14 protein-coding genes are annotated in these 20,763 nt (G+C 44.2%); 13 read left to right on the forward strand and 1 reads right to left on the reverse strand.

Features of this window, described 5'->3' with window-relative positions; all coding sequences use genetic code 11:
• The first annotated feature begins 218 nt into the window (after nucleotides 1-218).
• The 5 genes from IEW05_RS18800 (at nucleotide 219) to IEW05_RS18820 (ending at nucleotide 9,470) form a co-directional block, all read left to right on the forward strand.
• Nucleotides 219-2,741 (forward strand): DUF4832 domain-containing protein, encoded by a 2,523-nt coding sequence (locus IEW05_RS18800; RefSeq protein ID WP_229753522.1) that lies wholly within the window; start codon nucleotides 219-221, stop codon nucleotides 2,739-2,741.
• A 138-nt stretch (nucleotides 2,742-2,879) separates the two neighbouring features.
• On the forward strand, nucleotides 2,880-3,404 hold the full coding sequence (locus IEW05_RS18805; protein ID WP_188541375.1) for a hypothetical protein: 525 nt from the start codon (nucleotides 2,880-2,882) through the stop codon (nucleotides 3,402-3,404).
• A gap of 125 nt (nucleotides 3,405-3,529) precedes the next feature.
• A complete protein-coding gene (locus IEW05_RS18810) occupies nucleotides 3,530-3,799 on the forward strand; it encodes an alpha/beta-type small acid-soluble spore protein (protein WP_188541376.1) in 270 nt (89 codons plus the stop codon).
• A 238-nt stretch (nucleotides 3,800-4,037) separates the two neighbouring features.
• Complete coding sequence (metK, locus tag IEW05_RS18815) at nucleotides 4,038-5,240, forward strand: methionine adenosyltransferase (RefSeq protein ID WP_188541377.1); 1,203 nt, start codon at nucleotides 4,038-4,040, stop codon at nucleotides 5,238-5,240.
• Nucleotides 5,241-5,468: 228 nt separating this feature from the next.
• Nucleotides 5,469-9,470 (forward strand): Ig-like domain-containing protein, encoded by a 4,002-nt coding sequence (locus IEW05_RS18820; protein WP_188541378.1) that lies wholly within the window; start codon nucleotides 5,469-5,471, stop codon nucleotides 9,468-9,470.
• A gap of 81 nt (nucleotides 9,471-9,551) precedes the next feature.
• Here the strand turns inward: IEW05_RS18820 and IEW05_RS18825 are convergent, their stop codons facing one another.
• Nucleotides 9,552-10,226 carry a hypothetical protein gene (locus IEW05_RS18825; protein WP_188541379.1) on the reverse strand — a complete coding sequence of 225 codons (675 nt, stop codon included), beginning with the start codon at nucleotides 10,224-10,226 and terminating at the stop codon, nucleotides 9,552-9,554.
• 625 nt (nucleotides 10,227-10,851) lie between these two features.
• Here IEW05_RS18825 and IEW05_RS18830 point away from each other — a divergent pair.
• From IEW05_RS18830 to flgM, 8 genes are all read left to right on the forward strand, one after another.
• Nucleotides 10,852-13,560: a stalk domain-containing protein gene (locus IEW05_RS18830; RefSeq protein WP_188541380.1), complete on the forward strand. Its 2,709-nt coding sequence runs from the start codon at nucleotides 10,852-10,854 to the stop codon at nucleotides 13,558-13,560.
• A gap of 51 nt (nucleotides 13,561-13,611) precedes the next feature.
• On the forward strand, nucleotides 13,612-14,772 hold the full coding sequence (locus tag IEW05_RS18835) for a sensor histidine kinase (RefSeq protein ID WP_188541381.1): 1,161 nt from the start codon (nucleotides 13,612-13,614) through the stop codon (nucleotides 14,770-14,772).
• A 4-nt stretch (nucleotides 14,773-14,776) separates the two neighbouring features.
• Nucleotides 14,777-15,508, forward strand: a complete 732-nt coding sequence (locus IEW05_RS18840; RefSeq protein ID WP_188541382.1) for a response regulator transcription factor — start codon at nucleotides 14,777-14,779, stop codon at nucleotides 15,506-15,508.
• Between the two features lie 66 nt (nucleotides 15,509-15,574).
• The gene (locus IEW05_RS18845; RefSeq protein WP_188541383.1) at nucleotides 15,575-15,997 is read left to right on the forward strand and encodes a vWA domain-containing protein; all 423 of its coding nucleotides are present in this window, start codon (nucleotides 15,575-15,577) and stop codon (nucleotides 15,995-15,997) included.
• Between the two features lie 941 nt (nucleotides 15,998-16,938).
• A complete protein-coding gene (locus IEW05_RS26135; RefSeq protein WP_444543952.1) occupies nucleotides 16,939-18,918 on the forward strand; it encodes an ATP-dependent helicase ComFA in 1,980 nt (659 codons plus the stop codon).
• Nucleotides 18,919-18,923: 5 nt separating this feature from the next.
• The gene (locus tag IEW05_RS18855; RefSeq protein ID WP_229753524.1) at nucleotides 18,924-19,790 is read left to right on the forward strand and encodes a ComFC family protein; all 867 of its coding nucleotides are present in this window, start codon (nucleotides 18,924-18,926) and stop codon (nucleotides 19,788-19,790) included.
• A 120-nt stretch (nucleotides 19,791-19,910) separates the two neighbouring features.
• On the forward strand, nucleotides 19,911-20,336 hold the full coding sequence (locus tag IEW05_RS18860) for a TIGR03826 family flagellar region protein (RefSeq protein ID WP_188541500.1): 426 nt from the start codon (nucleotides 19,911-19,913) through the stop codon (nucleotides 20,334-20,336).
• 133 nt (nucleotides 20,337-20,469) lie between these two features.
• Nucleotides 20,470-20,754: a flagellar biosynthesis anti-sigma factor FlgM gene (gene flgM, locus IEW05_RS18865; protein WP_188541386.1), complete on the forward strand. Its 285-nt coding sequence runs from the start codon at nucleotides 20,470-20,472 to the stop codon at nucleotides 20,752-20,754.
• Nucleotides 20,755-20,763: the final 9 nt, after the last annotated feature.

A 20,763-nucleotide genomic window follows, 5' to 3' on the forward strand; every position in this document is an offset into this window, starting at 1 on the left:
GTGGAATATGGGCTATTTTTATTTCAGTGAGGAAATGAATGTTGAATTACTAGAAAATCCAATAAGGGGTCAGTGAAGAGTTAGAGGTAGTTTAAATTCAATACAAAATCCTAATCGATTAATTTATTATTTTGATTACAATATCTTCACCACACGAAACATTTTCCATTCAGTAACGTTTATATTTATAAGAACATTTCTGTATGGGAGGAAATAAGTTGAGGAAGATTCCAGTAACAGCTGCCGCACTGAGTATTTCATTGTTGCTTGCTAGTGCTCCAGAAGCAATGGCGGCAAGCGCGACTAATAAAACAACGACTACAAAACCAACAGCAAAAGAGACTACTAAGAAACCTGTAGTACATACCTTAGCAAATTTGTCTGCTGTTAAAATAACAGCGAAGAGCACAGTAAGCTTAACGGATGTTAATATTCTAACCCAAGATGAAGAAAGTATACTTACGTATACATTAACCATTAAGAATGGTGATAATAAGCCTCTAGATTTACTTGATTACTGGTCTAAAGTGAAAACCGCGAGTGGGACGAGTTATAGTACATCTCTGATGTCGAAGGATAAGGATAAGAAGAAATTATCTGCTGGATCATCCACAACGCTTACTTATGTAGCTAAAGTAGGGAAGGATATGAAAATCAGCAACTTGGTATTTCAAGTTGTTAAATGGGATTTCAGCCAACCAGGCTATGAAGCACTGAAAGGCCAATTTAAGGTGCCGGCTAATTATTTGACCTCCACACCAGCTGATCAATCGAAGACAATTCGGATTTCTGATGTTCCTGTAAAGGCGATGGTGAAACAAGTCGCTGCATACACATCAGGCGATTATAATTATGTCAGTGTAGGATTAAATCTACAAAATATAGGATACCGAATCTTTGAAGATCCCAAAGTTAAGTTTGTGATTAAGACTTCTAATGGGGCAAGTTACCCGATGTCTGCCGATTCGACTAGTACAGAATACAAGATTCAACCACAAGATAATAAGACGTTGAACTTAATGACAGCGATACCCAAGAGTATTAAGCTGACTAATATGGAATTGCAATGGGTGCAAGATGATGAGACGGCTAAGATGAGTCTTCCAGTAGCTACAATGCAATTACCAGGTGCAGCTGATAAATCTTTGGCAACAGAAGCTAATGAAGAGAAGTCTATTTCTCTGGGTAGTGGAAAGATCACAGCAAGTGTAAGTGGAATGACGATGAATCAAAGCTTCGATGAACATGATCTATCAGTTCGGGTGCTATTACGTAATACTAGTGGTACAACGGTTACATTACCGAAGTATCAATTTGAGTTACAAACATCAGATGGTTATCGCTTACCAATTTCATCGAGTGCAATAGAGAATGTAGTTCTGCAGCCGCTTGAAGAAAAGGTGTTTTCACTAGCTGTAACCATACCAGCTAACGTCAAAGCAGATAATTCACAATTGTTCATGAATCTCCCTTCTGCTTCAGACAGTAAGGATAATTTCAAATATCCGGTAGCTATATTTACACTTCCAGAGTCACAGCCAGTGCAGAACATGATTGGACAGAAGCAATACGTACAGACGGGTAAAGGAATTGTTGGATTTGAACTCTCCTCCTTACAAAGATTACCTTGGAGTGACGGTGATCAAGTAGCGGCTAAAATTACAATCAGTAATACGGGATCAAAAACAATTTTGTTGCCTGAGCTGCTTGGACAAATTAAGATTGATTCGGCGAAATTAACAGCAGATACAAAATTGATTACTTCGCAAAGTGTTGGATTACTAGGTGCAAATTCATCAACGGATGTATATATCATATCCAAGGTACCTAGCAATATCGACTTCAGCCAATTACAAATTTCGCTGCTTGAGAAAGTTGGAGAAGGAAGCTCGGAGTGGATGCAGTTTAGCCATGCAGGCGCGCTGCCTGAACTTACAACAATTACTAGTGGTTCAAGTTATGAGATAGATACTTCAGGACGTAAGCAAGAACTTAAAGTCCTACGCTCCTTCGTTTATACGGGAACTTCATCAGATTTAATCTATGCAGAACTTGAAGAGAAGAACATGGAAGATCATCAGATCGACCTCTCGCAAATTACAGGTTCCTTTAAGGCTTCTGGAGGACAGACATACAAAGCAACTGTTAGCCAAATCGACACTTCGGCTGGTCCAGAAGAGAAGAGCGTAGTAGCACTCTGGGCTAAAATTCCGAAAAAGGTATCTACCACAGATATGAAATTGGTTGTGGGTGAGGGTATCACTGATAATAAAATGACTCCAATTAAAGGGGTACCAACCGGTTATGTAAATGCTGCCGCACTAGAATTAAACATCTCAACACCGAATGTAAGAGGTAATCTGGCTGATTTAGATCTATTCCCGTATTCCTTAACAGTGAGGGATGTGAGAGCCACTCTAAGTGGATCGACATCAGTTAGCCTAACATTTGATTACAGCCAAAATCGAAATATGGAATATGCAATCGGGGAATTTGGACATAAATATTTGTTTGAAGTAGTCGATTCAAGTAATCGCACATTTGAGAAGGAATTTATACCGGAAACGGATCTAAAATTATCTAAAAGTGCAAGCGCAAGTTTCAGTTTTGATGATATCGTTTTTGATAAGAGACAAGGGGGTACCTTCCAATTGAACATATACGATTTGTTCCAAGGTCAGAAGGTGAAACTCGGGAGTCAAGGTTTCTATTATTTATCGTCGAATTATGATAAAGAGTAATATACGAAACAAGCAAAAATCCCTCGCTAAGGGATTTTTGCTTGTTCATCTCTATCAAAACCTCTATCATTGATAGAAAGAGAATTGATAGAATTAATCGCCTAAAGTAAACCTAACCAAACCTTAAGGAGGAACATCATGAAGAGAACGTGGAAAGTGGCTGCGGCTGTGGTATTGATCGGCGGAGGTCTATGGACAGGCTCGCTACTAAATTTGAAGGCTGAAGGTGCTGGAGTAACTAACCAACCAGGTACCGCTGATGATCCGGTTGTTACGAAGAGCTACGTGGATCAACAAATTCAGCAAGCGCTGAAGGGTGGCGGTGGAAGCACAACAACACCTACAGCACCACCAACGCCTTCTACTGGCGGTAGTGATTCCTCTGCTACGGAAGATATGAAGATTGTGGATGTTAAACCAGGACAGATCTTGATCGCTTCTGCAGGTACTGAGTTTATTGTTCGTGCAGGTAAGGCAGTTGTATATAGTGAAGATAAGAATGGTATATCTGATTTGACGGATGGCAAAGACATTATAGGCGGCAATGCGGTTGTCAACAACCACCTGCTTCTTTTCCCGAGAGAGGGTCGAGGAATACAGGTGAAGGAAGGCGATACTCATAACCTGACTGTCATCGTACGGGGTGGATATCAAATTAAGTAATGGATTAAGCATTATATGCAATAGCGATATTATTTTACCAAAAGTAACAATCATTAATACGGGTAGGTACATGAAAAGGACACATACTATTCCTGAAGCAACTATCATCAGGAGGTGTATCGTTCATGGCAAGAAGCAATAGTAAAATCATCCCGGAAAGTCGTCATGTACTACAACAATGGAAATATGAAATCGCTGCAGAGTTTGGACTAGCAGTAGGTGGCGGCGCGGGTCTTGGATCTGCCGACACAGAGTTTGCTGGTGAACTCGGAGCAATGGGAACTGGCAGCGGTTATGGCGGAAGCTGGGGACATCTAACTTCCCGCGAGAACGGCTCGGTTGGTGGAGAGATTACGAAACGATTGGTTGCGAAGGCCCAAGAAGGACTTTTTTAATCAAATTTTTATATAAAAATACCTTGATTATTTTGACACGGGTTGGCAAATAAGTTAATATGACTTTTGAGGATTGTCAATTCAACCTTTTCCGCTATGGAAAAGGTTCATTTTTTGATAGGGGACAACCACACTGGACATGCATCCTCATTGCTTCTTGTTATCTGGTGGGGTATTTATAGTATTGGATATTTAGGCTGTTGCCATACTATCCATATGGGGAGGTTGATTTTTTAAAATGTCTATACAAGGAAGACACTTATTTACTTCCGAGTCCGTAACCGAGGGACACCCGGATAAAATTTGCGACCAAATCTCCGATGCGGTTCTTGACGCATTCCTGGAGAATGATCCTAATGCTCGTGTAGCTTGTGAAGTTGCTGTGGCTACAGGGCTTGTTCTCGTAATCGGTGAGATTAGTACGAAATCAGAATATGTAGATATTCCTGCCATCGTGCGAAAAACGGTTAAAGAGATTGGTTATACACGTGCTAAATATGGCTTCGATTCCGACACTTGTGCGGTGTTGTCATCATTGAATGAGCAGTCAGCAGATATTGCTCAAGGTGTAAATGCAGCGCTAGAGAACCGGGATCCGGCTCAAATGGATAAAGAAACAGCAAATATCGGTGCAGGTGACCAAGGTTTGATGTTCGGATTTGCAACGAATGAGACTCCTGAACTCATGCCGTTACCTATTGCTCTTTCTCACCGTATTGCACGTCGTCTATCTGAAGTGCGTAAGGACGGTACATTGGACTATCTTCGTCCAGATGGCAAAACGCAGGTAACGATTGAATATATCGATGGTAAGCCTACACGTGTTGATACGATCGTTGTGTCCACGCAGCATGCCGAAGAAATCACGTTGGAACAAATCCAACAAGATATTAAAGAGCATGTTATCCTTCCTGTTGTTCCAGCGGAATTACTGGACGGAGAGACGAAATATTATATTAATCCAACGGGTCGTTTCGTCATCGGTGGGCCACAAGGTGATGCAGGCTTAACAGGACGTAAGATCATCGTAGATACATATGGTGGTTATGCGCGTCATGGCGGAGGTGCATTCTCCGGTAAGGATCCAACGAAGGTCGACCGTTCGGCTGCTTATGCTGCACGTTACGTTGCGAAGAATCTTGTCGCTGCAGGCTTGGCTGATAAAGTTGAAATTCAGTTGGCCTATGCAATTGGCGTAGCTACCCCAGTATCGATTAACGTTGATACGTACGGTACAGGTAAAATTGCTGAAGAGAAGCTTGTGGAATTGGTTCGTAAGAACTTCGACCTGCGTCCAGCAGGTATTATCCGCATGTTGGACCTTCGTCGTCCGATCTATCGTCAGACGGCTGCTTATGGTCACTTTGGTAGAACAGACATTGAGCTTCCTTGGGAGCAAGTGGATAAGGCTGAAGTATTGAAGGCGCAAGCTGGATTATAAAATAGTGTTGTACATTAAAACGGATACCTTCCGCCAAGTGCGTGAGGATATCCGTTTTTTTGTATGCCATAAGGATACTCGCTTCAAGTAAAACATCTTATAATAGACAAAATACATCCCCTTCTAAACTTGTAAGCGATTCTAACCGTTAATATATATAGGTGTGTTTAATGATAGAGTGACGTATTTTTTTACATAGCTTATTGAACTGAAAGGGGAACGGAAGTAATGAGAAAGAAGATTTCGATGGGAATTATATTCGTGCTGGTAGTGAATATGTTGCTGGGAGCCATTGTGTCGGCAGCTGACCCAGTAGCTGGGGGGAGCCCGATTGTAATAACGATGTCGCCAGCCGATGGAGCCAAGGGGGTTCCAATCGAGACCAATCAAATTCAATTGAAGTTTGATCGAGATGTGAAAATGGGGACGGGAACAATAGAGGTTACAAAAGTAGATAATACAGGTGAAACAACAGTAGTGACACAACCTATTACACCTCAACCTTATGTAATGAGTCGATATGATATTTCATTACCTACAGGGGTTTTAACAAATGGAACTATGTATTACGTGAAAGGTACTGCTGGAACATTTGTTGATGCGAATGCAACTTCGATTCAATCGGATAATTTAAGAATGACATTTAAAACAATCTCGGCCCAAGGTAGCACAGCGCCTGTAATTAGTAATGTAGCTCCAGGTAGAGGAGAGATTATAACTGATGAGGCGAAGGAGTTAAAGATAACCTTTGATAAGACAATTAATAAAGGTATAGGATTTATTTATGTAAATCGAGCGTCAGATAACCAAAATTTTATCAAACTATCTCCCCAAGACGCTAAGATAGAAGGAGATATGGACAATGAAGTCTCATGGCCCATTAGCGGTCTAAGTCGTGGTGAACGATATTATGTTCTGATTGACAGAGGTGCATTCAAGGATTTAGATGATCATCCCTTTGAAGGGATCAGTAGTGCACAAGAATGGTATTTCAATGTTAAAGGGAATCCAGTGACATGGGCTACTTCAACACCTACGCTACCAGCTAATGGAGCTACAGGTATCTCGAACACAGGGACCGTTCAATTGAATTTCAGTCGCCCGGTATATCCGGATAGTGGAAATCTCAGTCTGAGATTAACAGATTCATCAGGTACTTCGGTTAAGGAGTTTAATGTCACTTCCTCAGAAGTAAAGGGTGGGGGCACGAACAAAATAACGATTACTCTTCCTACTCTATCCTATAATCAGAGATATTCACTCTCTGCTTTAGCAGGAGTTTTTAAAGATAGTGATAATAATCCTTCACCAAAAGTTGATTTGTCCTTCTCGACGGGAACGACGACATCGACGGCACTGACATGGAACTCTTTATCTCCGCTGGATCGGAGTTTGAATAACGCTATTACAACGAATGTAGTAGCTACATTTAATCGAGATATTTCCTTAACGGATCCTTCGGGTGCTACAGGAATTAAACTTATGAAGCAAGGTACAACCACTCCTATTACTGCTAGAGTCAGCACTTCAGGTAAGCAGTTGATCATTATCCCATCTGCCAATCTGCAGGAGGGAACGACATATTATGTTGATATCGCAAGTGGAGCTATTAAGGATCAGAGCACAGGTGAGTTATTTAGAGGATTAGATGGAGCATCAAGCTGGACCTTCCAGACACTAGTTTCGGATAAGACAGCACCAGTCATTCAGAGTTCAACGATGTATAGTAATTCGGTGATTCGCCTGCAGTATAATAAAACGCTTGATTCGACGATCAATTTGTTGACTTCCAGCTTCGCAGTGACAGTCAACGGAGAGACGAGAAGAATCAGCAGTGCTTATGTCTCGGGTGAGAGTGTCTACGTTACTTTAGATACGGGCGTGGCTGTTGGTCAGGTTATTCGAATCAGTTACAGTGGTAATAGTGTAAGACCAGTACAGGATTTGTCTAAGAATCCTGCGGCATCTTTTTCAAACAGAGAAGTGACGAACGGTGTTGATTCGGTGTTGCCGAAGCCTGTTGAAGGTTCTGTCTCTGGAAGTACGTTGACTTTAACCTTTAGTGAAAGCTTGAAGAGCTTATCCAGTAGATATGCCTATGATCAGTTTAGCGTAACAGCTGACGGATATTCCAAAGGAATTAATAGTATCTATCAGAGTGGCCGTACGATTACATTATATTTGTCTAGTTCGGTATCCAATGGAGAGATTGTAAAAGTGTCCTACTCTCCAGGATCTTACCCACTTCAGGATTCTCGGGGACAGAATATATCGGCCTTTAGTGATTATTTTGTTCGTAATACCTACGACACCAAGCCTCCAGAATTAACAGAGATCGAGGGTAGCGGCAATAAAATAACTCTTACCTATAACGAGGCACTGAAAACGACAAACATTCCGATGAAGAGTCAATTTTCGGTATTGGTGAATAATACGGCTGTTTATGTGACGAATATAGAGGTTGTGTCCAATCGCGTGGTGCTTACACTCGCGTCATCTTTTACTAAGGATCAAGTTGTAACGTTATCGTATGTGTCTGGTTACGGTGGGATTGCAGACTTGAATGGAAATTTGGCAGGGTATATCGATTTGCAACCGATCACTTATAGCTTGTTGATGGAAGGAATACGTTACGCAACAGTGAAAGGCGATATTATAACAGTCGTATATAATAATACTTTGAAGCCAACGTCCTTCTTACCGGTTAACCAGTTCGATGTGTCAGTCGATAAAGTTAATCGAGGCGTACAAACTGCGACAGTAAGTGGGGATACAGTCACATTAAAGTTGAGTTCGGCAGTTACAGCTAATCAAGTCGTGTCGTTATCTTATATGACAGGTTCTACACCGTTGTATGATAATCAGGGTACTATTCTCAAAGCGTACACCAATATGCCGGTTCAGAATGTGACGGATAAGGGAACGACGACATCGACACCAGGCGGTATTGAACAACCTAATTATGTTACACAGATGTCTGCTAGTGATTTTGGAAAAAGTGGTTATTTGCTGAATATCAGTGTAGCACAGGCGCTACAGAGCCTATCGCGCAATGGAGAGAGCATTAAGAAATATAGCCTTGATAGTACAAAGGTACTGGCTGGAATGAAATATGTAACGAATAATAACGTGAGTAAAATGCTCGTGTTTGAGGTCCCGTCTACAGAAAAGGCAGCTCAAGTTGACATCCCACTGAGTGCATTACTGGAAGTATATAGTAGTGGGAAGACTGGCTCATTTGCTGTTAAATATAAGGATTATATGTACGAGCTCCCTATTGATAAAATTCCCTATACGGAAATTTCACGTGTCTTAGGATCGTCCACGATGAGCGCGGCTAATCTGACGGTTCAGCTGGAAGCGATATCGAGGGCTCAACTAGCGGTGACAACCTCCAATAATGCTGTTACGACGACCCCTTTGGTTGATCCAGTTCAATTGTATGTTACGGCAAACAATGGACCTAATATGGATGCGGGGGAAGTTTCACATATTGGACAGCTTTATTTCCGCGTATCAGGTAGCTTGCCATCGACCAATCAAGTGGCACTGTTTAAGTATAATGTAGCTACAAGTAAACTTTCTTTTATGCCTTCGAGTGTAATTGGTAGCTCAGCATCTATGATATTTAGCGGTAAGGTTAATGGGAACTCTATCATAGGTCCAGCTGTTGGATATAGCTTTTTCAGTGATACAACTAAACATTGGGCAAAAGAAGCTATTTCTGAGCTAGCAGGTAAACTGATTGTGGAGCCGCGTTCAGGTTCATACGATAAGTTCGAACCTGACAAGAATATTACCCGTGCGGAATTCGCAGTATTTATCGCAAAAGGATTGGGACTCTCTGGCGACATGTCACGTCGCTTCCCGGATGTATCCACGGGGGCGGTTGGGGAATATATCGGCGCTGCAGCGAAGGCTGGTATTATTACTGGTTACACCGATGGAACGTTCAAGCCAAACAGTTACATCACCCGCGAGCAAATGGCCCTCATGATGGTACGAGCGATGGAGTACACCGGGTATAGTGTTTCAAATAACGGAACGACAACACAGACACTATCAAAATTTAAGGATGCTTCGAAAATACAATCCAAAGAAACAGTTGCTAAAGCAGTAAGAGAGGGAATTATTCAAGGGATGACCTCGAATACCTTCCAACCACAAGGTAATGCAACACGCGCTCAAGCTGTAGTTATGCTGAAACGTGTATTAGACAAATTGGATTAATTGTAAGTGGAAAAAGAGACTCCCAGTACCGGATAAACGGTATTGGGAGTTTTTGTGATGCAGAGTTCAAGCTTCATCGATCTATTCAATTGAGCTCCATGCTCCTCGTTGTAACTCATATCTATGAATACGTTCCCCAGCACCGGAGGTTATTGGAGACAGCCAACCTTTCGTACACAGTGAATGCAGTAACCTAACAGCGGTTCGGTAGTTAATGTCGAAATGATTGGCTACTTTCTTGGGGGTAAGTGGCAGTGCCTGTGCTAATGCTAGACGAATAACTTCATTCTCAATTATTGTCGAACATTGTGTTGGTTGGTCTTGGGCGACATAGCGATTGAATAGCATTTGCAGTAAGCTTCTACATAACTCAGGTCGCTCAGATACATCATCGTAAGCGAAAGAGATCACGCGATAACCAACACACTGTAGAAACAATTCGCGATTTAACTCGTCGCAATATTTTTTGCGGTCCATATCACGCACATGGGGACCATAACCTTTAATTTCAATTATAAATTTCAAGGGTCCCTTTAAGTAGGCAAAATCGCCAAAATAGGATCGACCACGCCAATCTACAATTTCATATTCAGGATGCAATCCATCAAAATTGTCATAGACAGGCCACCACACTTTTTTTAGAAACAGGATTTCTCCATGGCTGTGTCCACGCTCAAGCCTCCCCTTCCTCTCACCAGAACGTCGATTTAAATGCTGCTGAAGAAATAGCTGATGCTCCGCTTCAAAATTCTTCAATTTACTTCCCCCTTAGTCACATAAAAAACGCAAAAACGCCCCACTCATCATATAGATGGTAGGACGTTCTTCGTCACTGATATATCTATGATTATATCAAGATATTTCCAGATGGACCAGACTTATGTTAATCCTCTGGGCGAGGGTCGTCACACTGTCGAATAGTTGTAGAAAATACACTTATTTAGCTTAATGAGGCGCGCTAGGGGGAAATAGTTGTACTAAGTACAGTTAAAAGTAGGTGGAGCAGAGAAATACGAGAGTTTTCCAGTAATTAGTTGTATATTGTGCAACTAAAGTTAGCTGAGGAGTGTATTTGTTGATTTAGTTGCACTTTGTGCAATTAAAGCTAAGCGTAGTGCCAATTGGATAAATTTAGATACACTATCTGCAACTATTGGGAGCATCAGAGCGACTAATTGATAGATGGAAGATAGCTGGACGGAAGATGACTCTATCTTTTAATATGCAAATAATAGTGGTAGCGAAGGGATAGATTTCATAAAATTTAGCCTTTTTTCGTAACTTTTCCGGATTTTTGTAGTCTATTAATTAGGTGATAGATTTTAGGGATAGAGAGAGAAGATACAATTTCAGCATGAAGATGGGAGAGTTATAAATTACTATGGTAGTTAGCAAAGAAACGAAATTGGCCCGGATCGTGGTTAGTCAGGGGAAAAAATTAGCTCTAGTAGGTTTGGCTGGTCTGATATGGATTCAACCTGTGATTAGTCTTGAATGGTTTGGCGGGAATTCCTCTATTGCTCAGGCAGCGTCGAACCAAACGGTTAAGACGAGTGAAGATATCATTACGTCAGGTGCAAAACTTGTAAAGTATAAATATACGACAACGCGTTCAGGCAAAAGTGTAACCGTACTTACGGATGTGATCGAAGTAGATTTAACCAATCCCTATGTTCAATTGAATGTAATGACGGGTAAGGGCGGGCAAGTAACGACTAGACAATCGGTTGAGGGAATGGCCAAGGAGACCGGAGCGGTCGCAGGGGTTAACGGCGACTTCTTTGCGACGAGTGGAATGGGCGTAGCGATGGGTCCAGCGGTTTCGCAAGGAACGGTCGTGACGAGCCCAGCCAAGCTTCTGGGGATGTACTCTTTTGCGGTGAAGACGGATGGTACTCCACTTATTGATCGTTTTGAATTTAATGGTACGGTGATCACGGAGGATGGTTCGACGTTCCCACTCACGGGAATTAACCAGGAATCCTATACCACAGAGCCAGATAAAGCTTATAGCCATGTGAATAACATGTTTATTTACACGAGTGCGTGGAAAGCACTAGATCGTCCAGCGGCTAGCGCTACAACACCTACTGAGGTGTTAGTGCAGGGGGGCGTCATTCAGCAGATTTCCCTCAAAGCACCTATTCTAGATCCTATCCCTTCGGATGGATATATTCTTCGTGCTCATGGACAAGCAGCAGATTTCATCGCTTCACATATGAACATTGGACAAAGAGTGGATGCTTCCTATCGGCTTCGTTCTTTAACTAGTGGGGAAGAAGTGGACCCAACGAATCTACAAGTCATGATCGGTGGTCATACTTTACTTGTCGATCAAGGAAAGCCTTCAGCCTTCACACGTTCAACAACGTCGATCAGTGGTAGTAGTCCGGTGGCTAGAACGGCCGTAGGTTACTCACAAGATGGCAAGAAGGCTTATATTATTACTGCTGAGAAGAACAGTAACAGCAGTGGGCTCACACTCGCTGAACTACAGAATTTCATGACTAGCATCGGTGTATGGAAAGGTTTGAATCTTGACGGTGGCGGTTCGACAACGATGGTAACTCGTCCATTAGCAGAGAATTATGCTGGATTGACCTTTACGACCTCTAATGGATCCGCAGGACAACGTGCGGTGGTTAATGGGTTGGGCGTGTTCTCCATTGCGCCACAAGGTACATTGAAGGGACTTATTGTTAGTGGTACATCTTCACTTCTCATTGGACAAACAGCAACTTACTCCTTAAAAGGTTACGATAATTACTATAACCCAATGGATACTTCTGGAATCACGCCTACCTGGAAATCAGATAATGATAATGTGAAGTGGACTGGTGATAGTTTCAAAGCTATTAAAGCGGGAACCTCGCAAATTACAGCAATCAGTGGCGATGCTAAGAGTAGCACGAAGGTAACCGTACTCGGCGGTTCTGACCTTGCGAGTCTTACTTCAGGCACGACGTTTGCTGCGCTTGAGGCGGGCACAACAGTTTCCGTACCGGTGGTAGCAGAGCTGAAGAATGGAAATAAACTCGATGTACCTGCTGAATCACTGAAATGGGAATTTACTGGTATGAAGGCAAGTGTAGTAGACGGTGTATTGACAGTTCAATCTGTGAACAAGGGTGCCAAAGTGGCATACGCTACTCCAAAATATGATGGATTTACCGGAACGCCAATTGTGCTCTCAGCATCAGCGGAACAAATTTGGGAGAACTTTGAAAATGTATCTTACCCAATCTCGTTCACAGGCTTACCGGCCGAGACAAGAGGAGCAGCAGCGGTTGTTCAAGGTACTGGAGACCGTGCGAACAGTAAAGTGTTGAAATTGGACTATGACTTCACGAATGGAACAGGTAATCGATTTGCATATGCTCAGATAAATGGAACTACAGGTAAAGCAATTCCAGATGGAGCTACTTCGATGTCGATCGACGTCCTGGGTGACGCTAGCTTGAATTGGATCAGAGCAGAATTTGCAGATGCAGATGGTAAGAGCGTGTATGTGGACTTGACTCGTATGGCTGATTTCTCGAATTGGAAGACCATTAACGTTGATCTAACTGCAGCAGGACTCAAACAACCGGCTAAGCTGAAACGTTTGTACCTCGTGAATCTGGAGGATGGTCAGGATGAGCGGGCTTTGACGGGCAGTGTTTCTTTTGACAATATTAAATTCAAGGCTCCATCTACAGAGGGAGATACTGGCTTACCGAGTGCTACAGCGGTGATGATAATTGGTCAAAAATCGATGACGGTAGACGGAAAAAAAGTGAGTTTGGAAGTAGCCCCTTTACTAAAGGGTGATGCAACCTATGTTCCAATTAAATATGTACTAGATGCTTTTGGTGGAGCAGCAAGCTGGGATAATACTGCCAAGAAGATTATGGTGACACGAGGTAATGTTGTGCTTGAACTGACGGTAGGAAAGAAAGATTATCTACTGAATGGAGCTAAGAAACAAGCTTCCGTTGCACCTATCATTGTGAATGGCAGGACTTTAGTCCCGTTACGTCTAGTATCAGAGCAATTAGGAATTGATGTAAAATGGGAAAAGATAACCAAATCTATCACCCTTAAATCGTGATATGATAAATTAAGATATCTGACGATTTAAGGGAATGGAGAAGTGTGCTAAGTGGATTTTCAAGCAGATGCAATAGATCGTGTCATAAAGAATGCTGTTGGAGTAATGGAGAACAGCAAACTGCAAATACTCGAAATTCTGGAAACAGCACGTAATGAGTTGAAATCACTCAATACTGAGCTTCAGCAGGTTATGAAGGAAACTGCGGAGACTGTAGAGAAGGTGGATCAACTCGAAGTGAATTATCGGCGTTCCCGCATCCGGCTGACAGAAGTCAGCCGGGATTTCGTGCGGTATAAGGAAGAGGATATCAAGCAGGCCTATGAGAAAGCGACCCAGTTGCAGCTCGACCTGCTTATTTATCGTGAGAAGGAAATGTACTTAAAGGCGCGTCGTGATGATCTGCAGAAGAGAGCACGAAATGTCGACAAGTCTGTCGAACGAGCCGAGACGATCGGTACGCAAATGGGAGTTGTGCTAGAATACTTATCTGGTGAGCTTGGACAGGTCACACGTATTTTAGAATCGGCCAAAAACCGGCAACTCATCGGTCTGAAAATTATCCTGGCACAGGAAGAAGAACGTAAGCGGATTTCGAGGGAGATTCACGATGGTCCTGCCCAATTGCTTGCAAATCTAGTGCTTAGGACGGAAATTGTAGAAAGAATGCTTATAAAGCAGGAATTTAAGCTAGTGCAAGACGAAATAATAGATTTGAAGAGTCAGGTCCGCTCAAGCCTAGAGGAAATGAGAAAAGTTATTTTTAATTTGCGGCCTATGGCGTTAGACGATTTGGGACTTATTCCAACACTGCGCAAATACGTGCATGATTTTGAAGAGAAGACGAAAATTAGAGCTACCTTCGAAACACGGGGCAAAGAATTTAGATTTTCCTCTCCAATGGAGGCGGCAGTGTTTCGGCTAATACAAGAAGCACTTAACAATGCTGCCAAACATGCTTGCCCAACCTTTGTTGGTGTAGAGATCACTTATCAGACAAAAATGGTGAAGATCATGGTCCAAGATAATGGTCTTGGTTTCAAAGTGGACCAACTTGAGCAGAAGACGAAGGAACATTCCCACTTTGGATTGATCGGAATGCGGGAAAGAGTGGAGCTGCTGGACGGTAGAATGGAAATCGAATCAACAGCGAATATGGGTACCAAAATCATCATCCACATCCCAACAAATACAGATAAGAGAGAGGAGTAATCGGATGGATAATCTTGTGTTAGGTAATAGACGAACAATTAAAGTTCTCTTAGCTGACGATCACCAACTGTTTCGTGAAGGACTTAAACGAATTTTGAATATGGAAGAAGATATTGAAGTAGTGGGGGAGTGCTCTGATGGCTCTCAGGTAATGGAAGGCTGCCAGTTATACCTACCAGAGATCGTCCTGATGGACATTAATATGCCAATCCTGAATGGGGTTGACGCAACGGCTCAACTACGTGAGACGCTCCCTGAGATCAAGGTTATTATTCTATCGATTCATGATGATGAAAGTTATGTTTTTGAGACGTTACGTAAAGGTGCAACGGGTTACCTATTGAAGGATATGGAGGCCGAATCGCTAATTAATGCGATCCGTACAGTTGCAGAGGGCAATGGCTTCATCCATCCGAAAGTAACGGGTAAGTTAATTCAGCAACTCCGTCGTATGGAGTATTTGAGTGAGACGGGTGCCATTGCGGAGGCGAATGTGAACCGGGGTGAAGCTGGCGTCAAATTCGTGGCAGGGGATAATAATCCGCTGACGCGTCGTGAAGCTGAAGTGCTTCGTCTGATGGCAGAAGGTCGTAGTAATAAGATGATCGGCGAGCATTTGTTCATTAGTGAGAAGACGGTTAAGAATCATGTTAGTAGTATTCTGCAAAAGATGGACGTGGATGATCGGACCCAAGCGGTTATTAACGCCATTAAATTTGGTTGGGTCACTTTATAATCTGAATAAGCCCAGTAACCGACGACCTCTACGCGGCATATATTGTCGCTAAGGGAGGTGAGTTCCATGATTCCCTACATGGGTTGGATTCTGCTCTGTTATGGTTTGGCTGCAGTGTTGGTGCATATGCTTCACAACCGATACTCGCGGAGCAAACGCACAGGCAAGCAGATTCATTATATTTTGGTGACTCATAATCATGAGAATCAGATGGAATGGTATTTGAGAGCTCTGTCATGGTATGCCAGGTTGCGTGGGGAGTCGCTACGCGTAACTGTACTGGATGAAGAATCACAGGACGATACGCTGGCGATCATGCAGCGGATGCAGAACATGAGTGGAATGGAACTAACGGTGATCGGTATTACGGCAACTCAGAATGAAGAGGAAATGAGAGCGCAGACATCTCCTGTTGAAGGCGAAGATGCGAAGTATATCGACCTTCGGCTACCACAGGAGGCGGCCAAAATTCCATATGTTCATATCTGAGTTAGAACAAGCGCAACAACAATTAAATAAGAAAAGGTGGAAGCGAATTAAGCGGATGCAGAAGAAACAGCAAAAGCCAAATAAGCCGAAGCGAATGAAAGTGTGAAGCACACTCTTAAGCCTAATGGGCGGGGAGTGTGCTTTTTTGCGTTGTCTGGGGGAGGGGTGAGTGGTGGGAATGAGTAAATGGGACTGAGGTGAGAAGGGGAGATTGTTTTGGGGATGGGATTTGGGTAGTTGCAGAAGAAGGAGGCTACGTAGTTGCAGAAAGAAAGAGAACGTGTAGCAGTGGAGTGAGGCCATGTGATTGTAAAGAGAGGCCAAGTAGCTCCAGAAAGAGAGCATGTAGCTGTGGACTGAGATCAAATAGTTAAAGATAGAGACCAAGTAGCTGAGGAATGAGGTCAAGTAGTTGCACAAAGTACAACTAAACTTAATTATATTGCCAAGTTACTGATATTAATTGCAGAAACTACACTTAAATATACTAGATTCGCTGACTTCGGCCTTTTTGGCCTATTTTAATTGCACTATATGCAACTATTGTATTTCACAACGATGTTCTGTTCGAAATAGTTGTACTTTGTGCAACTACTGGTTTAGAAGCGGAGGCCGGATATTTGAATACTGGAGAAATGAAGGTCAGCGTACTTGAGGGAAATAGAGAAGGGCGTATACGAACTATAGGGTGGCTGGAAATGGTTATTTTGAGTTAATGAAGGGAGGGTAACGAAATGAGAATTAGTCTATATGCAGTAAGGCTAGCGGAGGGCTGGAACCTTGGGGTGAGTCTGGATCTGAGGGTCGATGTGAGATGGTGGGTAGTGGGTGAGGGCCAAGGGAGGTCGGTAGATAGGAATGAGAAAGTAACGAGAGGATTGCTTGGTAGAGTGGATAGTAGTGAAGATAGAGGTGAAGATAGTATTCGATGTGAACCTAGAATGGAAGTAAAAGCGATGGTTTTACTTTCAGAATCTATGCCACTGGGATGGGCGATTTCATTGCGGGAAAGGTTTATCCATCAAGCTACTATGGATAGCTGGGAGCTAGAGGACTGGGCTAGCTATATGAAACAAGGATTAAAAGAAGAGCTGGCCTTGGAAGGGAAGTCGGTGAATGACGGAAATAGGCCACTTCAGTGGGATTTAATAGTAGTGGGCCAACCTAGCTGGGTATGGCTCAAAGGAAGAGGATTATCTCCGTTAGGAATGGTTCTGACAGAACAAGAGAGTGATAGGAGCGGGAAATCGAGTGAGGGGTCATATGTAGTAGATTCAAGAAAGCGGAGTGAATTGCTTGAGGAAGCGGAGTGGCTGGCCTCCGCGTTAGAAGGCCGTTCGCTACTGGAGTCGGAGCTGCAGCAACTGCTGGCGGAGACCGCGCCGCACCTTGCATCTGCGGCGTGGTTCTCCGCGGCTCAGCTCGCGCACCTGCAAGGGCGCGTGCAATTCACTGCGGGCGTGGCATCCGCCACCGCCCGCCCAGGGCAAGCCCTGCGCCCGCTATCGCGGCGCCGGGCCCAGGCACCCCGCTGCCGGCGTTGCGGCAGCGAAGTGCATCGCCGCACGCCCTGCGGGTCGTGCGGTACAAGCAGCTGCGCTTACTGCGAGGCCTGCCTCGCGCTCGGGCGCAGCCGCTCTTGTGCGCTGCTGCTTCGCGGCAGCGCCAGGGCCACCGTGCCGCCCGCTGGAGGCGGCACGGCACGGTGTACCCCCACCGAGTCCTTACTGGATCGGTGGGGGCTCAGTCCCGCGCAGCGCATGGCTGCGGGGGCGGCACTGCGCTTCCTGGCGGAGCCACAGGAAGCGGGTATGCCCGCCCATGCGTCACGCGGGGCGGGGGTTCTCCAGCGCGCGGCATCATGCGCGCGCATAGTACTTCGCGGTGGCGGCGGCCGATCAGGTGAGGTTTCGCCACCGCCACCGCGAAGCTTCCTGCTTTGGGCCGTCACCGGCGCAGGTAAGACGGAAATGATCTTTCCGCTGCTGAGATATGTACTGGACCAGGGTGGACGGGTTCTAGTAGCAACACCTCGTCGGGATGTTGTGCTGGAGCTGGCACCTCGGCTTGCTGTAGCTTTTCCCGATGAGAAGATCGCCGTCCTATACGGTGGAAGTCCGCAGCGGTGGGTCAAAGCACAACTTTTCCTGGCTACGACACATCAATTGTTAAGGTTTCATCAATCGTTTGATCTGGTTATTATCGATGAACTTGATGCCTTCCCCTACCATAATGATCCGATGCTCGCTTATGCAGCCGAGCAATGTTGCAAATGGAATGGGCGTTTTGTGTATCTGTCAGCTACACCTCCAGATGCCCTACAAAGGGAGATTGCCGCTGGACGTTTACCTCATGCCAAAGTGCCTGCTCGTTTTCATGGACATCCACTACCTTTACCTATCCATATCACCATGAAGTCGGTCGAGGACTGCTTACATCGTCAGTCCGTTTCTTCGTCGCTAATCCGCTCTCTACAAGTGTCAATTTCCCGTGGTGCCCAAATATTTGTGTTTGTTTCTCGTATTCGCCACATTACGCCTCTAGTTGCTTTGCTTAGGCAACACTTCCCGAATATTGCGATTGAGGGGACTTCCTCACAAGACGAGGGACGAACAGATAAAGTCCTTGCTTTTCGAGCGGGGGAAATAAGGATGCTAATCACAACGACCATCTTGGAACGCGGTGTAACGGTACCTCGAAGTGATGTGTACATTTTAGATGCAGATAGTGGATTGTTTGATGAAGCATCTTTGGTGCAGATGGCCGGACGTGCAGGACGGTCCAAGGATGATCCGGCAGGTGTTGTTGTGTTTGCTTCTCCGGAATGGAGCAAGTCACAGCGAGGGGCTTGTCGCCAGATTAAATCGATGAATATCATCGCGCGAAAGAATGGCTTTTTGTGGGATAAAAGGGAGGGATGACAAAGATGACGATACTCACGCCACTGCATAATCTATTGTCCCCAAGGGGAGTTTCTTGTTTAACCTGTGGTAAAGTCATTTCGATGGCAGTCCGAGGGTACCCGGAATTATGCCAGTCCTGTTATGCTGCGATCCCTTGGATCGTCAATCCTCGATGTGGCACTTGTGGACGACCAGTAGGTTGTCCAGATTGTAGTCGCCATGGGCAAAGTTCTCGAGGATTCATCCTCAACCGGAGCGCTGTGTCATATAATGCGACGATGCGGGAGTGGCTTGGACAATATAAATTTCGGGGGCATGAGGCGTATGGTCCTGTATTATCACGAATGATGGGATGGGCAATGAAGCGAATGTTGCGGGAGCTTGCTTCGGGCAAGAAGGGAGCCTCTGTTCAATTTGATGCTGTGACTTTCGTGCCGATTAGCGCAACAAGACTTGCAGAACGTGGATTTAATCAGGCGGAATGGTTAGCCCGAGGAGCAGCAGCTACCGGCAACGTTCCGCTTCTCCCCCTACTGGAACGTACTAGGCATACGGAGAAGCAGAGCTTCAAGAATCGGCATGAACGACTTCATGATATGGAAGGTCTCTTCGGGTTCCTCCCCGATGCAGTAGAAAGACTAGAATCCGTAGTGTCTGCCCCTCAACCTCTCTCTTGGCTGGATTCTTCTTTTTTATTTCGACGTAGAAAGGGTGAGGGTAAGAATGGTAGTCTATCTAATCTTTCAGAAACTCCTCTGAAACTCTTACTAATAGATGATGTGTACACGACAGGGAGCACAGTGGACGCATGTTCAGTAGTGTTGCTGAAAGTCTGTTCCCTACTTGGCCGTAAAGGAGAAGTCTACTGCTTAACTTGGGCGCGTTCCTGAAATTTACATATTTCGACTGTAATATACATATTAATTTGTATGAAAATATGGACGGGCCTCATATTATAGGGTAATCTATCATCAAACACACGTTATTTGAAGGGAAGAGTCCGAATGACGATGAATCTTGGAAATTGCCCGCGTTGCGGCAAATTATTTGCTAAAAGTTTCAGAGATATCTGTCCAGCTTGCATAAAAGATATAGAGTCAGAATATGAGAAGTGTCTGAAATTCTTGCGTAAGGAGAAGACAGCCACGATTAATGAAGTCTCAGAAGCTACCGAAGTTTCTATCAAGCAAATTACGAAGTTTATTAAGGAAGGTCGAATATCAGTCGCCGACAATCCGAATATGATGTATCCATGTGAAATATGTGGAGTTCTCATTTACGAGAATAATATGTGCGATTCATGCCGGAATCATCTTACCAAATCGTTTACCAGGGCAACAAGCGGGGAATCGCAGATGCAGGGGAATCAAGAGTCCAAAGATAACACCAAAAAGGGTGGAGCTTATGGAGCTGTTGACAAGTTCCGCAACTCTTAACGACAAATTATCATACGTAGAGGCATAATATTCTTCAAAATCCAATCATTCGCTATTAATAAAGCTTAAACCTTCGCCGATAAACTTAGTAAAGATTATCGGTTTTTTTATTTTGGAAGGAAAGGTGGAGCCCATGAAAATTAATGATACAGGACGGGTCGGGGCCTTAAATAACTACCAACGTCAAGTCGAAAATATGCGCCACGAGTCAGATCGCAAAGCTCGCCGTAAGGATGAGGTTTCCATCTCTGCTGAGGCTAAGGAATTACTACAAGCTCAGGGAATCGGGAATGATCCGGAACGTCTCAGTCGTATCGCAGATCTGAAGTCACAAGTCTCTACAGGTACGTATCAAGTCGACGCCGGCAAAATTGCGGAGAAGTTAGTTCCATACTTCAAGTCATACACCGAGAATTAGGGGGCTGCT

Source organism: Paenibacillus segetis (assembly GCF_014639155.1).
Taxonomy (GTDB): domain Bacteria; phylum Bacillota; class Bacilli; order Paenibacillales; family Paenibacillaceae; genus Fontibacillus; species Fontibacillus segetis.

Bases quoted from the DNA above. Each gene is read 5' to 3' on its own strand.
- IEW05_RS18805 (WP_188541375.1), top strand. From the start codon at position 2,880: ATGAAGAGAACGTGGAAAGTGGCTGCGGCTGTGGTATTGATCGGCGGA.
- IEW05_RS18810 (WP_188541376.1), top strand. From the start codon at position 3,530: ATGGCAAGAAGCAATAGTAAAATCATCCCGGAAAGTCGTCATGTACTA.
- metK (WP_188541377.1), top strand. From the start codon at position 4,038: ATGTCTATACAAGGAAGACACTTATTTACTTCCGAGTCCGTAACCGAG.
- IEW05_RS18820 (WP_188541378.1), top strand. From the start codon at position 5,469: ATGAGAAAGAAGATTTCGATGGGAATTATATTCGTGCTGGTAGTGAAT.
- IEW05_RS18830 (WP_188541380.1), top strand. From the start codon at position 10,852: ATGGTAGTTAGCAAAGAAACGAAATTGGCCCGGATCGTGGTTAGTCAG.
- IEW05_RS18840 (WP_188541382.1), top strand. From the start codon at position 14,777: ATGGATAATCTTGTGTTAGGTAATAGACGAACAATTAAAGTTCTCTTA.
- IEW05_RS18845 (WP_188541383.1), top strand. From the start codon at position 15,575: ATGATTCCCTACATGGGTTGGATTCTGCTCTGTTATGGTTTGGCTGCA.
- IEW05_RS26135 (WP_444543952.1), top strand. From the start codon at position 16,939: ATGGAAGTAAAAGCGATGGTTTTACTTTCAGAATCTATGCCACTGGGA.
- IEW05_RS18855 (WP_229753524.1), top strand. From the start codon at position 18,924: ATGACGATACTCACGCCACTGCATAATCTATTGTCCCCAAGGGGAGTT.
- IEW05_RS18860 (WP_188541500.1), top strand. From the start codon at position 19,911: ATGAATCTTGGAAATTGCCCGCGTTGCGGCAAATTATTTGCTAAAAGT.
- flgM (WP_188541386.1), top strand. From the start codon at position 20,470: ATGAAAATTAATGATACAGGACGGGTCGGGGCCTTAAATAACTACCAA.